The sequence below is a fragment of the Paenactinomyces guangxiensis genome, assembly GCF_016055185.1.
In the GTDB taxonomy this organism is placed as follows: domain Bacteria; phylum Bacillota; class Bacilli; order Thermoactinomycetales; family Thermoactinomycetaceae; genus Paenactinomyces; species Paenactinomyces guangxiensis.
In genome coordinates this window covers 324,985-339,092 of sequence record NZ_JAECVR010000001.1, presented here as the reverse complement: position 1 = coordinate 339,092, position 14,108 = coordinate 324,985, and the positions used below count along the sequence as shown (strand labels likewise).

The 14,108-nt window shown below is 44.1% G+C and carries 13 protein-coding genes; 9 read left to right on the top strand and 4 right to left on the bottom strand.

The features are described 5' to 3' along the window. The first annotated feature begins 50 nt into the window (after positions 1–50). From recD2 to I8U27_RS01695, 3 genes are all read left to right on the top strand, one after another. The gene (gene recD2, locus I8U27_RS01705) at positions 51–2,309 is read left to right on the top strand and encodes an SF1B family DNA helicase RecD2 (RefSeq protein WP_181750226.1); all 2,259 of its coding nucleotides are present in this window, start codon (positions 51–53) and stop codon (positions 2,307–2,309) included. A gap of 92 nt (positions 2,310–2,401) precedes the next feature. After that, on the top strand, positions 2,402–2,905 hold the full coding sequence (locus I8U27_RS01700) for a PRC-barrel domain-containing protein (RefSeq protein ID WP_181750227.1): 504 nt from the start codon (positions 2,402–2,404) through the stop codon (positions 2,903–2,905). A 15-nt stretch (positions 2,906–2,920) separates the two neighbouring features. Beyond that, the gene (locus I8U27_RS01695) at positions 2,921–3,121 is read left to right on the top strand and encodes a hypothetical protein (RefSeq protein ID WP_181750228.1); all 201 of its coding nucleotides are present in this window, start codon (positions 2,921–2,923) and stop codon (positions 3,119–3,121) included. 450 nt (positions 3,122–3,571) lie between these two features. On the opposite strand, the gene I8U27_RS01690 is transcribed toward I8U27_RS01695, so the two are convergent. Beyond that, entirely contained in the window at positions 3,572–3,895 is a 324-nt protein-coding gene (locus I8U27_RS01690) for a hypothetical protein (RefSeq protein ID WP_181750229.1), read from the bottom strand. A 565-nt stretch (positions 3,896–4,460) separates the two neighbouring features. Here I8U27_RS01690 and I8U27_RS01685 point away from each other — a divergent pair. Next, positions 4,461–4,625, top strand: a complete 165-nt coding sequence (locus tag I8U27_RS01685) for a hypothetical protein (protein ID WP_181750230.1) — start codon at positions 4,461–4,463, stop codon at positions 4,623–4,625. A 71-nt stretch (positions 4,626–4,696) separates the two neighbouring features. On the opposite strand, the gene I8U27_RS01680 is transcribed toward I8U27_RS01685, so the two are convergent. The 3 genes from I8U27_RS01680 to dcuS form a co-directional block, all read right to left on the bottom strand. Next, on the bottom strand, positions 4,697–5,989 hold the full coding sequence (locus I8U27_RS01680) for a dicarboxylate/amino acid:cation symporter (RefSeq protein WP_181750231.1): 1,293 nt from the start codon (positions 5,987–5,989) through the stop codon (positions 4,697–4,699). Positions 5,990–6,230: 241 nt separating this feature from the next. Then, complete coding sequence (locus tag I8U27_RS01675; RefSeq protein ID WP_181750232.1) at positions 6,231–6,956, bottom strand: response regulator; 726 nt, start codon at positions 6,954–6,956, stop codon at positions 6,231–6,233. Continuing rightward, positions 6,953–8,557: a DcuS/MalK family sensor histidine kinase gene (gene dcuS, locus I8U27_RS01670; protein ID WP_181750233.1), complete on the bottom strand. Its 1,605-nt coding sequence runs from the start codon at positions 8,555–8,557 to the stop codon at positions 6,953–6,955. The genes I8U27_RS01675 and dcuS overlap by 4 nt, the downstream gene beginning before the upstream one ends. Before the next feature lie 306 nt (positions 8,558–8,863). Between dcuS and I8U27_RS01665 the strand changes: the two genes are divergently transcribed. The 5 genes from I8U27_RS01665 (at position 8,864) to I8U27_RS01645 (ending at position 14,098) form a co-directional block, all read left to right on the top strand. Further along, complete coding sequence (locus I8U27_RS01665) at positions 8,864–9,940, top strand: AI-2E family transporter (protein WP_181750234.1); 1,077 nt, start codon at positions 8,864–8,866, stop codon at positions 9,938–9,940. A 426-nt stretch (positions 9,941–10,366) separates the two neighbouring features. Beyond that, positions 10,367–13,009, top strand: coding sequence for an alanine--tRNA ligase (gene alaS, locus I8U27_RS01660; protein WP_269750995.1), 2,643 nt, complete (start codon positions 10,367–10,369; stop codon positions 13,007–13,009). A gap of 64 nt (positions 13,010–13,073) precedes the next feature. Next, complete coding sequence (locus I8U27_RS01655; protein ID WP_181750235.1) at positions 13,074–13,322, top strand: IreB family regulatory phosphoprotein; 249 nt, start codon at positions 13,074–13,076, stop codon at positions 13,320–13,322. A gap of 12 nt (positions 13,323–13,334) precedes the next feature. Continuing rightward, entirely contained in the window at positions 13,335–13,796 is a 462-nt protein-coding gene (gene ruvX, locus I8U27_RS01650) for a Holliday junction resolvase RuvX (RefSeq protein WP_181750236.1), read from the top strand. Next, positions 13,793–14,098 carry a DUF1292 domain-containing protein gene (locus I8U27_RS01645; RefSeq protein ID WP_181750237.1) on the top strand — a complete coding sequence of 102 codons (306 nt, stop codon included), beginning with the start codon at positions 13,793–13,795 and terminating at the stop codon, positions 14,096–14,098. Before ruvX ends, I8U27_RS01645 begins: the two co-directional genes overlap by 4 nt. Positions 14,099–14,108: the final 10 nt, after the last annotated feature.

Below are 14,108 nucleotides of genomic sequence, written 5' to 3'. Positions count from 1 at the left end.
TCAAATGGGGTCATTTTTTCAATCATGCATGGATGAAAAGGTGTGAGGAGATGAGCCAATCGCAATTAGACCTTTTCACTGAAAGCTTTGTCAAAGGGTCCTTTGTGCAAGAGATCTTTTATAACGAAGAAAACGGATATGGCGTTTATCTCATGCAGGTAACAGAAGCTTCTGACTCATTGGATGAAGAGGAGATCACAGTGGTGGGACATTTTTTGCGTCCCCATGAGGATGAAGTGTATACCTGTTACGGAGAGTGGAGGGAACATCCCAAATTCGGCCGGCAATATCATGTGAATCGGACTAAGAAGGAGCTTCCGCGGTCCAAAGAGGCTATTATTAAGTATCTGTCCAGCGGACTGTTTGAAGGGGTTGGGAAAAAAACAGCAGAAAAAATTGTGGAGCATTTGGGAACGGAGACGCTTGAAAAAATCGCAGTAAATCCTGAAGTGCTGACGGAAATTAAAGGGGTTACCTCTGCCCGGGCACAAAAGATTGCAGATAGTTTGCATGAGCACCATGCTCTGGAACAGGCGATGGTATTTTTGTATCAATTCGGGATCGGACCTGCCCTGGCCTTAAAAATTGTGCAAACATATAAACAACAAACCATTTCCCTTATTAAGGAAAACCCTTATCGTTTGATTGATGACATCGACGGGGTGGGATTTCGCCGCGCAGACGAAATTGCCCGTCAGCAAGGCTTAAGTGAAGATTCTCCGGAACGGTTTCAAGCGGCAGTGATGTTTGCAATCAAGGAATCCTCATTATCACAGGGACATGTTTATCTCACTTGGGATCAGCTGAACGATGAAGTGAATGAACTATTGGGAGAAAGTGCAGCTGAGCTTTTTACCGATGAGGAGCGCAAGCAGTCTTTAGCGCAAATGGTGGATGAAGAGCGGGTGATCAATGAAGAAGACCGCTATTACCTGCCTTCTCTTTATTACGCTGAATACGGCCTCGCCATGCGGGTAAAAGATCTGTTAGAACAGGAAATGGAGACCGATTTTCCTGTCGCCGATCTCTACCGGGTTGTCGGCGAAGTGGAGGAAGAGTGGAATATCAGCTATGCAGATCGGCAACGAGAAGCGATGATTACCGCTCTTTCCTCCCCACTGATGATTTTGACAGGCGGGCCCGGAACTGGCAAAACGACTGTAATCCGGGGAATTTGCCAGATGTTTGCCCAGTTGCATGAGTGTTCCATCAACCCCAATGATTATAAAGGAACAGAAAAACCATTTCCCATTCGCCTGGCGGCTCCGACCGGAAGGGCAGCCAAGCGGATGGCGGAAGCAACGGGATTGCCGGCGATGACCATTCACCGTCTCCTCGGATGGAAGGGGGATTTTTTTGAGCATCATGCCGATGCCCCCATTGAGGGTTCACTTTTAATCGTTGACGAAGTTTCCATGTTGGATATCTGGCTGGCAAATCAACTATTCCGCGCCATCCCCAGGGGGATGCAAGTGATATTGGTTGGTGATCAGGATCAGCTTCCCTCAGTGGGGCCCGGCCAGGTACTGCACCATTTGCTTCAAGTCAAAGAGATCCCCAGAGTTGAATTGACGGAGATATTCCGGCAAGCAGAAGGCTCCTCCATCATTCGGCTCGCTCATGCCCTGAAAAACGGAGAGACGCCTGATGATCTGCTAATACCGCAGTCGGACCGGCGCTTTTTTCCCTGCAAGAGGGACCAGGCGGTTTCGATTATTTTGCAAACAGTGGTAAATGCAATTCAAAAAGGGTATACTTTGTTCGATGTGCAGGTATTAGCCCCGATTTACAAAGGGCCGGCTGGTGTGGACCGTATAAACCAGGAGATTCAACAGGCGCTGAACCCCAGAGACCCCGGCAAAAAAGAGGTGTCCTGGGGAGAGTGGACTTTTCGTCTCGGCGATAAAGTGCTGCAACTGGTCAATCACCCCGAACATCCTATCTACAATGGGGATATGGGGATTGTCTCTGCGATTGATGAACAGGCCGGGCCTGACCGTCCGGCTCTGTGGGTACAGTATGACCGCCTGGAAGTTCCTTACAAAAAGAGCCAGCTCAACCAAATTTCCCTGGCTTATGCTTGTTCTGTCCACAAAGCGCAGGGTTCTGAATTTGCGATTGTTGTTTTTCCCGTTTTACACGCTTATCGTCGTATGTTAAAGCGAAATCTGATTTATACGGGAATCACCAGAAGCAAATCTTATCTGATCATGTGTGGAGAAAAGGATGCCTTTGTGGAGGGCATCAAACATCAAAAAGGCGAAGAGCGAAACAGCCGTTTACAGGATTTGATTGAAGAAGAGTGGTAACGTGAAGCATGATGCGTTAAATGGTAACAAGTACCCTACATGCCTTCCGAACGCTAAACCATACTAAGAATAGCGAAGGGAGGCTGATTCCTTTGCGCAAATCCCAGGAAGTGATTGGTCTTTCCGTCGTTCATCTACATTCTGGCAAAAAGCTTGGAACGGTTTGTGATCTTCTGTTTGATGGTTCCCAACAGCTGAGGGGATTGCTGGTCGAAAATGGTTCTTTCTTCAAAAAACGGAGGTACATTCCTGCTGATCGTGTCACATCCATCGGTAAGGATGCAGTGATTGTGGACAACAAAGATGCCATTCTTCCCCTCGACCCGATCGTAGAACAGTGGACTGGCATCCTGTCAGGGCAAAAAAAATTAAAAGGGCGTTCCGTGCTTTTATCCAACGGTTATGAAATCGGCATGATTGAAAATGTCTATTTTTTGGAAGAGATGGGGACCCTAATAGGGTACGAAATCTCGGACGGTATTTTGAGTGACCTCAGACAAGGGCGTAAAATGCTTAAATCGTCTCAGCCCCTCATCTGGGGAGAAGATGTTTTGATCGCACCGGCTGATCAAGTTCAAGTACAGGATGCCAGATAAAGGAAGGGAAGACCCGTGCTTTTTCGATGTCCGAACTGCAATTCACACGACCTGGGAAAAGTAGGAACAAACCAACTTTACTGTTGGCATTGTTTTGTTGAAATAACAACAGAAAACGACCGCATCTCCTCTGTTTATCAAGTGGAAGAAGATGGGAGCCTGAGTTCGTTAAACGACCTGTTTCTTGATGATCCTGACCAGTCTTATTTGGTCTGATCAAGTACCAAGGGGGGAGATTCATGAGCCGGCAAACCATTGCCACAATCCTTTTTGGAAGCTTGTTGGCTTTCCTTGCATCCCGAATGATACGGTCCAGAAACAAAAGAGAAATGATTAGATGGACGGCATCATTCTGGAGGGGATTAAGGCGTAACATGTTCTTCGACCGTATATTTTCCAAGGCGATGAGCAGACAATGGTTACGTCGCTTCCAACTGGTGAGGTAATCCTGGTGACCTCTGGACTTTTCGTCCGGAGGTTTCTTTGTGCGGCTGGCAACAAAAATCGATTTTTATAGAATGATTTTAACTATTATCCTGAAAAGTATCAGAGTCTTCCCAGTTCAGTAAGTAATGCCTCAAAAGTTTGATATCTTTGATAAAAGTAATTTTAATGTGGTGCATGATTCATTTTTTTACGCCAAAGCAACACCCTTACACATCAGATTCACCATCCCGCAATTTGAGGAAGAAAACTTGATATCTTCCCAGTGATATGTACGATATTGCCGACCCGAATGACTTTGCCGTATTCCAGACTGAAAGTGAGATCTTCGCCATTTTGAGTCTGGAATGTTACCACCATCGCTTTTCCGATTTCATGTAACGGATGGTAGTCAAAATAGCAAAATGAATTGGTTTCGTCGTTTTCCAAATAGTCATTTTGAAACGGTTGTGAACAGGATTTGATCGAACATTGGGGGTTATTGGTAAAGTCGTTCATAAAGGCTTGTACCTCTCCTTCTGGCCCCTCAACTTTCAGCTTCAACACGAAAATCGCCTCATTTTTTTATTAAGCAGTTTAAAAAGTTTTTTGGTATCCATCCATTGACACCTGTTATTACAAACTCATGAATCGAAAGATCACTTAAATTATAATAACAATTATCAAAATTAATCAATATTTCCGCCGATTTAATCCCCGAATTGGAATTGTCAGATGAAATTGAGAAAGCAGAACGAAGAATCCGGTTTTTTCAATTGTTACCATTAGTTAATTCTAAAGTCTGGTTCAAATTGGCTAAGTGTTATGATAATCTTGAACAAGAGGAAGAGCATACAATGTGCACAAAAAAAATGTACTCCCTCCAATTTGAATTAAAAGAAAGTGAGGATGACTTTTATGAGGATCTTTAATTTCCTCCCTGAAGATGATGATGATACCAGTTATCGTGTTTGATCGACTGTCTAATCATTTACAGTATATAAAAAACTCAGCGTGCGAACATAACAAATGTTTGGACGCTGAGTTTTTTATATAAGGGGGTTTATTGGACATAAAGAAGCTCTTTTTTCATAATCTTATGGGTAAACTGTTCCCATATGGGGGAGTTCCAGTGTGGAGAGCCTTAATCACGACGGCTGATCCGGTCAGAATTGGTATCGGTTCTGCTGGGAATATTATTTTTATTATTGCAAATAAGCCCGTACATTTTCAGCCTTTTTGCATTTTTTTAGGCAGTGTTGGGACCTTTTTTATTGCTATAAAGGCGGCATCATGAATGTCATGAAATATTGTTTCTGGGTAATCACAATTTGAACAAGGGCGATCTAAAATGACTCCTTTTACTGCCTAGAAATCAGTCTGCTGTGTACTTTTGAAACCGGGGGTTTTTTTCTTCAGCTTCAAATTAGCCTGAGTATATTTTTCCTCATTAAACTCTTGTTCGCTTTTTGCTACGACAATGGTGGCAATTCCATTACCAATTAGATTGGTAATGGCTCTGGCCTCAGACATAAAGCGGTCTACTCCAAGCAATAATGCTAACCCCTCAAGCGGAATGGTTTTCATCGCCGCCAGCGTAGAAGCTAATACGATAAATCCGCTGCCTGTAACCCCCGCGGCACCTTTAGAAGTAATCATTAAGATCCCGATAATGGTGATCTGTTGCCAGATGGTTAAGTCGATATTAAAGACCTGTGCTAAGAATATTGCAGCCATTGACAGATAAATGGAGGTGCCATCCAAATTAAAGGAATACCCGGTTGGAATAACTAAGCCTGTAACCGATTTAGAACAACCATATTTTTCCATTTTATCCAGCATACGTGGCAATACGGATTCTGATGAAGATGTTCCCAGTACAATTAAAAGCTCTTCTTTAATGTACCGTAAATATTTGAGCAAACTAAACTTATATACTCGACAGATCGCAGCTAACACAACAAATATAAACAGAGCCATGGTAATATAGACAGATAACATTAATTTAGCAAGAGGAATCATGGAAGAAAGTCCATATTTTCCAATGGTAAAAGCCATTCCTCCAAAAGCACCGATTGGAGCGATTCGCATTACCATGCCAATGATTTTAAAGAAGACTTGGGATAATTTTTCCAATATGTCAAGGATGGGCTTTTTAACCTTCTCTCCTAATGTAGCCATTGCAAAACCGAATATCACCGCAAAGAAGACAACTTGTAATATATCTCCCTCTGCAAATGCTTTAAATGCATTGGATGGAACGATGTGAATGAAAAAATCAACCCAATCCATTTGTTCACCTTTAGCGGTATATTCGGAAACATCCCCTTTTTGCAATGTGTCAGCATTAAGACCTGCTCCGGGTTGAACCATGTTAGCTACAAGTAATCCAATGAGAAGAGCAAGCGTGGTAACGATTTCAAAATAAAGCAGTGCTTTCCCGCCTACACGACCCACTTTTTTCATATCCCCCATATTGGCAATCCCTAATACAATGGTTAGAAAGATAATGGGGGCAATTACCATTTTGATTAAGTTAATAAAAAGAGTAGCCAGAGGTTTCATTTCTTCTGCTGTATCCGGCCATAAAACCCCGATAATAACAGCCAGTACAATCGCCGTCAAAACTTGGAAAGTAAGGTTTTTGAAAATTTTCTTCACTGATTCTCCTTCTCCTTTTGAATATAATGATTAGCCAAATATGACCTGCAAATTAGTTTTCTTCTAATAATTCTTTAACTAATCTATATAATTGCAAAATACGTAACCGCTTTCAATTATCCTTGAGTTTTTAAAACACCTCCTATCATTTTTGTCTATTATGTTACGAGAGATTGGATATTTCGTATAGTATATGTAAGTAAGAAAACTATTTTGTAACTAAAGTAAGTAAAGCACCCGGCTAGATCCCGGGTGCCTTTAAGTATATCTCAACTCTTTTGGTATTTCGTTCATTTAAATAATATTGATTAACAGGACGACCGACCGTTCCATAGCTCAAGTCAATGGACAGAAATCCGATTTCCGTTAAAAACTTCAAATATTTGCGGATGGAGACGCGGGTAATTCCAACCTTACCTGCAAGCTCTTCTGCCGTAAACCCTTTGCTTTTTATTTCAAAAATGGAGTTCACTACGTGGCGTAATGTCTTTTGAGTCAAACCTTTTGGAAGCTGCGGAGAAATTAAATCGGTTTTGTTCTGGTAAAGTAAAAGTTTGTCAAGATCTTCCTGGGTTAATTCCTCTTGTTCTTTCGTGAATTCGTGTTCTTTTTGATACATCCTTAAAGCGGAATTTAGTCGTTCAAACTCAAACGGCTTGATCAAATAATCAACAGCCCCAAGACGCAGTGATTTTTTGATGTTTTGAATGTCATTGGCCGCGGAAATAACGATTACATCAATACTTTTCTCTTTTTTTCGGATTTCCGTCAACAATTCTAAGCCGTTTTTTCCAGGCATGAAAATATCCAACAACACCAGATCTGCTGGTTTTCTTTCTAAAAACAACAATGCCTGGGATACATCTGATACAACTCCAACACACGTAAATTCGGGTATAGATGTGAGATAACGTTTGTTAATTTCCGCTACCATCGGATCATCTTCCACAATCAGTACTCGTATCACTGTTTCTCATCCTCGTCTTCATATGGCAGTTCTACCGTAAATATTGTCCATTTGGGATCTGATATCAAGGTCAGAGTACCGGCCAATCTCTCAACACTTTGTCGTACCAAAAACAATCCGTAGCCACGGTTTTCCCCTTTTGTTGAGAAGCCTTTTTCAAAAATTTTCTCCCGCAGTTCTTCGGGTATTCCGCCTCCACTGTCTTTGACGGATAACGAAAATACTTTTCCGTCGTATCCGAGAGATATATTAATTTCTTTCTTTTTGCGATTTTCCACCGCTTCAATCCCGTTATCGATCAGATTGCCGAAAATCGTAATTAACTCATCGACGATCTCGGGGTGTTTAGGGGATGGCAACGAGCATTCTCCGGAAATGTGAAGATTTACGCCATGCTCCCGGGCATAACTTAGTTTGCTAAGCAAAAATCCCGCTAAGACAGGATCTTTGACAAGGCGCGACACAGAGCCGATTTCCATTTGGTACTTGTTTGTAATCTGACGAATATATGATGACAATTTCTCGTAGTCTCCGATATGCACCATGCCCAAAATAACATGTAATTTATTCATAAATTCGTGAGTCTTCACGCGAAGTGCTTCTGCATACAATTTCACGCCTGTCAACTGTTCCGCTAATTGCTTTAATTCTGTTTTATCGCGGAAAGTGGCCAAAGCCCCAACCACTTTATTTTGGACGATGACTGGGACCCGGTTTACAACAAGAGTCATCCCATTTAAATCGTGTTCCTGGTCGTATTCCGGGGTTCCTTTCTCCAGAACCCGCGACAAACGGGAATTTGGGAGGTAATCTTCCACATGTTTTCCGATTGGATGATCATAGATTCCAGCTCGTTGAAACATACGAACCGCTTCTGTGTTTGCCAGGATAATTTTGCTTTCCTGGTTCACTGCTAAAATTCCTTCGCGAACAGACTCCAGCATGGCATTCCGCTCTTGGAATAAATTTGCAATCTGAAACGGCTCCAGGCCAAACAGAATATTTTTAATTTTTCTGGCTAATGCCAGAGCACCGAAGATGCCAATCAGGATACCGAACCCGATTCCGATGTAAACAATACGTGTACTTTTTGTTATCGCTTCTTGAACATTATTTAACAGGATACCGACGGCTACGACGCCGATTTGTTTTCCTTCGGTGTTGCGAATCGGTTTAAATGCACGCAAAGATCTTCCGAGTGTCCCTTCAGCAATGGAAATATATTCTTTCCCGTTCATTGCCCCGGCTTCATCCCCACCAACAAAATGTTTGCCGATTTTTGTTGGATCGGGATGTGAATTTCGGATATGATTCATATCCATTACGACTATATATTGAACGTTCGTCATGTGCTGAATTTTACTGGCCAAGGACTGGATTTCCGCTTCTTCTCGCTTTCCTTCCAGCGCTTCAATGATCATTGGCGAATGTGCTACCATCCGCGCAATGTTCATCGCTTTATCGGACAGATTTTTCTCGGTTTGAGATGCTATTTCCCTGGCAATCAAAATTCCGGTTACTGACAGTGCTAAAATAACGACCAGACAAACAAAGAGAGCAATTGCCGCATGCAAACTGAGATATTTCTTTTTAAATCTCATGTGCACCCCTTTCAAATTCATTAAAAATAAAAGGTTCAGCATTTTTTATTACATCATTTTATACTTTTCACATGTAGGGATAAAGGTTTTGTGCAAGATCTTGACCTTAGTAAAAAATGGTTTATACATATGTCCAAGGCTCAGAATCTGTGTTATCTGGAGCTATATGGTAGAAATTGCATGACTATTGACATTAAAATAGATTTTTCTGTTCAAGGGGCGCTGCCTACTTTATATCCCTGGACATAAAAAAAACCGTTTTTTCATATCTTATGGGTAAGCTGGTCCACATGAGGGGGAGTTCTGGTGGAGCGCTTTAATGAATCACGATGGCTGATCCGGTCTGTACTGACTTTGGTTCTGCTGGGAATTATATTTTTATTATTGCAGATGAACCCGTACATTCGCGGTCTTTTCGCGTTTTTTAAGGCAGTGTTGGGACCTTTTTTTATTGCCATGATAATTTCATATCTCTTAAATCCGATTGTCAATCTGTTGAGCCAGCGGGCCGTGCCTCGGTCTGTCGCTGTTCTGCTGATTTATTCTCTTTTTATCGCCTCAGTGGTTACACTGGTGATGAATATGCTTCCCCTGCTGGAAAAGCAGATCTACGAACTGGCAGAGCATTTCCCGGAGTGGAACGCCCGGATACAGATAATGATCAATGAGTATAATGATCACAGCAAAGACTGGCTCCCTGTCAGTATCCGGAAGGGGATAGAAAAATCATTAAGCCGTCTGGAACAGGGAATCAGCGATGGGGTTGGCAATATGATGGGCGGGATCAGCAGTACGATTAACCAGATTTTTCTCGCCTTTATTATTCCATTTCTGGCCTTTTACATGATGAAAGACGCCAAGACGATTGAAAAATCCATGATGACCTTGTTACCGGGCCAAAACCGGCGGGGGCTGATCCGGTTACTGCGGGATATGGACCGTGCGCTGGGGAATTATGTTCGTGGGCAATTGCTGGTCTGCATTGTGGTTGGACTGCTCGCTTACATTGGATATTTACTGATCGGCTTGCCTTATGCTCTTTTACTTGCCGCGATTGTGAGCGTGTTTAATCTCATTCCCTACCTCGGGCCTTTTTTTGGGGCGATTCCCGCTATTTTGGTTGCTGTGACCGAATCAACCGAGATGGTAATCGCAGTGATTATCGTCAATTTAATTGTGCAAATTCTGGAGGGGAATGTAATCTCCCCGCAAATTGTAGGACGAACCCTGCACATGCACCCTCTGTTTATCATTTTTGCTCTGCTTGTGGGCGGGGAGCTTGGCGGAATTTTTGGTTTGCTTCTGGCGGTCCCTCTGTTTGCGATGGGAAAAGTGGTGCTGGAGCATGTGATTGCTCATTATGTCAATCATCATCGGACCTGACTTTTTAATTTTTCCGGTTATGTTGTATAATAATAACATCTATTTGGTGATTTTGTGCTATAATGAAAATCGCTGAATTTGATCTTGTACCATACATGAATAGGAGCAACATGTAGATGGAACCGAGCGACTCGTGTTTACCGCCAGAGAGGAAATCCCCCGGCTGAAAGGCTTTCCCGGATCAAACCGTTTCGCAGCCAGTTCCGGAATGCAGCTAATCCCTGCCGGTGAATTTTCGCCGTTATCGAAGGATGAAGTGACCGATCTGTCTGCACCCTGGAGACCTTTTGCTTCAGGTTGTATAGATGGCGGTAATCGGGGTGGTACCGCGGGAAACCTTCTCGTCCCTTTTCTCTTTTTACAGGAGGCAGGGATGAGAAGGTTTTTTATATGAAAAAAATGGATGATAAATGGAGGCTGTTAAAAATGAAAGCATCAGAAATTCGCCGCAAATTTCTCGATTTTTTTGTGGAAAAAGGGCATAGAGTAGAACCAAGCGCTTCTCTTGTTCCCGTCGATGACCCCAGTTTGCTCTGGATTAACAGCGGGGTTGCCACTTTAAAAAAATACTTTGACGGACGGTTGACTCCGGAAAATCCCCGCATTGTAAACGCACAAAAATCGATTCGCACCAACGATATCGAGAATGTGGGCTATACGGCGCGACACCATACTTTTTTTGAGATGATGGGAAATTTTTCCATCGGCGACTATTTTAAAGAAGAAGCCATTACATGGGCGTGGGAGTTTCTCACCAGTCCAAAATGGATGGGATTGGAGCCGGAAAAATTATCTGTGACCATTCATCCTGAAGATGAGGAAGCTTACCGGATATGGCATGAAAAAATCGGCATTCCGGAAGAGCGCATCGTGAAATTAGAAGAAAACTTCTGGGATATCGGTGAAGGTCCCAGCGGCCCCAATACCGAGATTTTCTATGACCTTGGGGAAGAGCTTTGTGATTCGTCCGATCCTGAATGTTATCCGGGTGGGGAAAATGAGCGTTTCCTGGAAGTCTGGAATCTGGTGTTCTCGCAATTTAATCATAACCCGGATGGCACCTATACTCCGCTGCCCAAGAAAAACATTGATACAGGGATGGGATTGGAGCGCATGGCTCTGGTTCTGCAAAAGGTCCGGACGAACTATGATACAGACCTGTTTCAGCCGATTATTCAGGCAACCTGCAAGAAAGCCGGAGTTCAATACGGTGTGGACAAAGAGACAGACATTGCTCTAAAAGTGATTGCCGATCATATTCGCACCGTTGTTTTTGCAGTGGCAGACGGAGTTCTCCCTTCCAATGAAGGGCGTGGTTATGTGCTCCGGCGTTTGCTCCGCCGTGCCGTGCGCTATGGCCGCAAACTGGGTATGGATCGCCCCTTTTTGTTTGAGTTGACCGGGGTTGTTGCTGAGATCATGAAAGATTATTATCCGGAGCCTGCGGACAAACAAGACTTTGTGGAACGAGTCATCCGTGGAGAAGAAGAGCGCTTTCTGGAAACATTAAGTGAAGGATTGCGTATTCTGGAAGATGTCATTCAAACTGCGAAGGCAGAAGGACGCAGTGAAATTTCGGGAGAAGAAGCGTTTAAACTATATGATACCTACGGGTTTCCTCTGGATCTGACCGAAGATTTCGCCCGGGAACAGGGCTTTACGGTGGACCGTCAAGGTTTCGACAAAGAAATGGCTTCTCAACGTGAACGGGCCCGGACTGCCCGCCAGGAAATTGACAGCATGAAAGTGCAAGGCGGAGCCCTTAATGACCTTGAAGTGAACAGCCAATTTGTCGGTTACAGAGAAACAGACAAAGAAACTCATATTGCTGCGATTATCTATGAGGATCAAATGGTTGATATTCTCGGGGAAGGCAAAAAAGGATTGCTGATTCTGGAGGAAACTCCATTCTATGCAGAAAGCGGAGGGCAGGTTGCTGACAGAGGAACAATTACTGCCAAAGAAGCAAGGCTGCGTGTAGAAGATGTGCAAAAAGGCCCCCGTGGGGAGCATGTTCATACGGTTGTCGTTGAATCAGGAACAGTACGCCAGGGCGAAAGGGTTCATGCAGCTATCGATAAAAGCTTGCGTACTGACACAGTGAAAAACCACACCGCTACTCATCTGTTGCATAAAGCGCTCAAAGAAGTGCTGGGCGAACACGTCAATCAGGCCGGGTCGCTGGTAGCACCTGACCGCCTTCGTTTCGACTTCACGCACATTGGATCACTGACAGACGAGGAACTTCGTGAAGTAGAAAAACGCGTAAATGAACAGGTCTGGGTTAATACTAGAGTTGAAACCATGATCAAACCGCTGGCTGAGGCCAAAGCAATGGGAGCCATGGCTTTGTTTGGGGAAAAATATGGAGAAGTGGTTCGTGTTGTGAAAGTGGGTGACTACAGCTTAGAATTATGCGGAGGGACCCATGTGGGCAGCACAGGAGAGATCGGCTTGTTCAAGATCTTGAGCGAAAGCGGGATCGGTTCCGGAATCCGGCGGATTGAAGCTGCAACCGGGAAACGTGCTTTTGCACATCTGGAAGGGCTGGTGGAAGTTCTTCAAGAATCCGCACAACTGTTAAAAGCAAATCCGCAAGATGTGACAGAGCGCATCGCCGGGCTGCAGGAAAAAGTGAAAGAGTTATCCCGTGAAAATGAATCACTTCGTGCAAAGCTGAATCGAGCCGCTGCTTCAGAATTGATCGACCAGGTTCGGGAAGTGTCCGGTGTTCCGGTGCTAACCGCACAAGTAGACGCCAGCGGGATGGAACAACTTCGCAGTATGATGGATGACCTGCGCCAGAAGCTGTCAGAAGGGGTGATTGTCCTCGGAGCGGTTACCGGAGATAAAGTACAATTGGTTGCCTCTGTTTCCACAAAATATGTTCAAGCCGGGCTCCATGCGGGTAAATTAATAAAAGAAGTTGCCAGCGTTTGTGGGGGAGGGGGCGGTGGCCGTCCGGATATGGCCCAGGCCGGCGGAAAAGAGCCTCACCGCTTGCCGGCTGCCTTGCAGAAAGTAGAAGAGTGGCTTCCCACACAATTGCAGCCGAATAAAAGAGGATAACCTTAAAGAAACACGAATCAAATTAAAGAGCTGGTCATCCAAAGAGAGAGGTGTGAGATCATCCATGGATGAAACGATGAAATTTAAGTTTCGGGGAGACCAAGAAGATGATCCAAAAGAGATTCTGCTTTTGGTTTATGAGTCCTTAAAGGAAAAAGGTTATAACCCGATTAATCAGATTGTTGGATATCTCATATCCGGAGATCCTGCTTACATTCCTCGACATAACAATGCCCGTACGCTTATCCGCAAACTGGAGCGGGATGAGATCATCGAGGAGCTGGTTAAGTCTTATTTGGAGTCGAACAGCTAGAAAGGAACCCTCATGAGTTTGAGTGATTTTTCCTCGTTGGATATACATTCTTCTCCGCGCATCATGGGATTGGACGCAGGTGAGCGAAGAATAGGCGTAGCAGTCAGCGACTCCCTGGGCTGGACGGCCCAGGGAGTTGAAGTCATTGACCGTAGAATGTCCGATTGGCTCAAACGATTAGATGAACTGGTTCGGGAATATGATGTACGTTCGATTGTAGTGGGGCTTCCACGCAATATGAACGGGACACTCGGGCCCAGAGGCGAGGCTTGCAAACAGTTGGCCAAACAACTTGAACAGCGTTATTCGCTGCCAGTTCACCTGTGGGACGAGCGGCTGTCCACCATTGCGGCAGAGCGGACGTTGATCGACGCAGATATCAGCAGGAAAAAGAGAAAAAAAGTGATTGATCAAATGGCAGCATCATGGATTTTACAGGGCTATTTAGATGCACAAAGGGGGCTTGAATCGTGACAGATCAACCACATGTACATGATGAACCGGAATACCTGAGAATTCCCACTGAAGACGGCTCAGAGGAAAAGTTTGAGATTTTATTTACCTTTGAACATGAAGAGACGGGCCGCAAATATATGTTCGTAACACCTGCCGATTTGGAGGAAGACGAAGATGATTACCAGGAAGTGATTGCTTTCCGTTATTCGGAAGACCAGGACGGGAATTTGCAACTGGAAATGATCGACGAAGAAAACCATGATGAATGGGAGATGGTTGAAGAAACCTTTAATACCATAATCGCCGAGTTTGAAGACTAAATTTTGATGG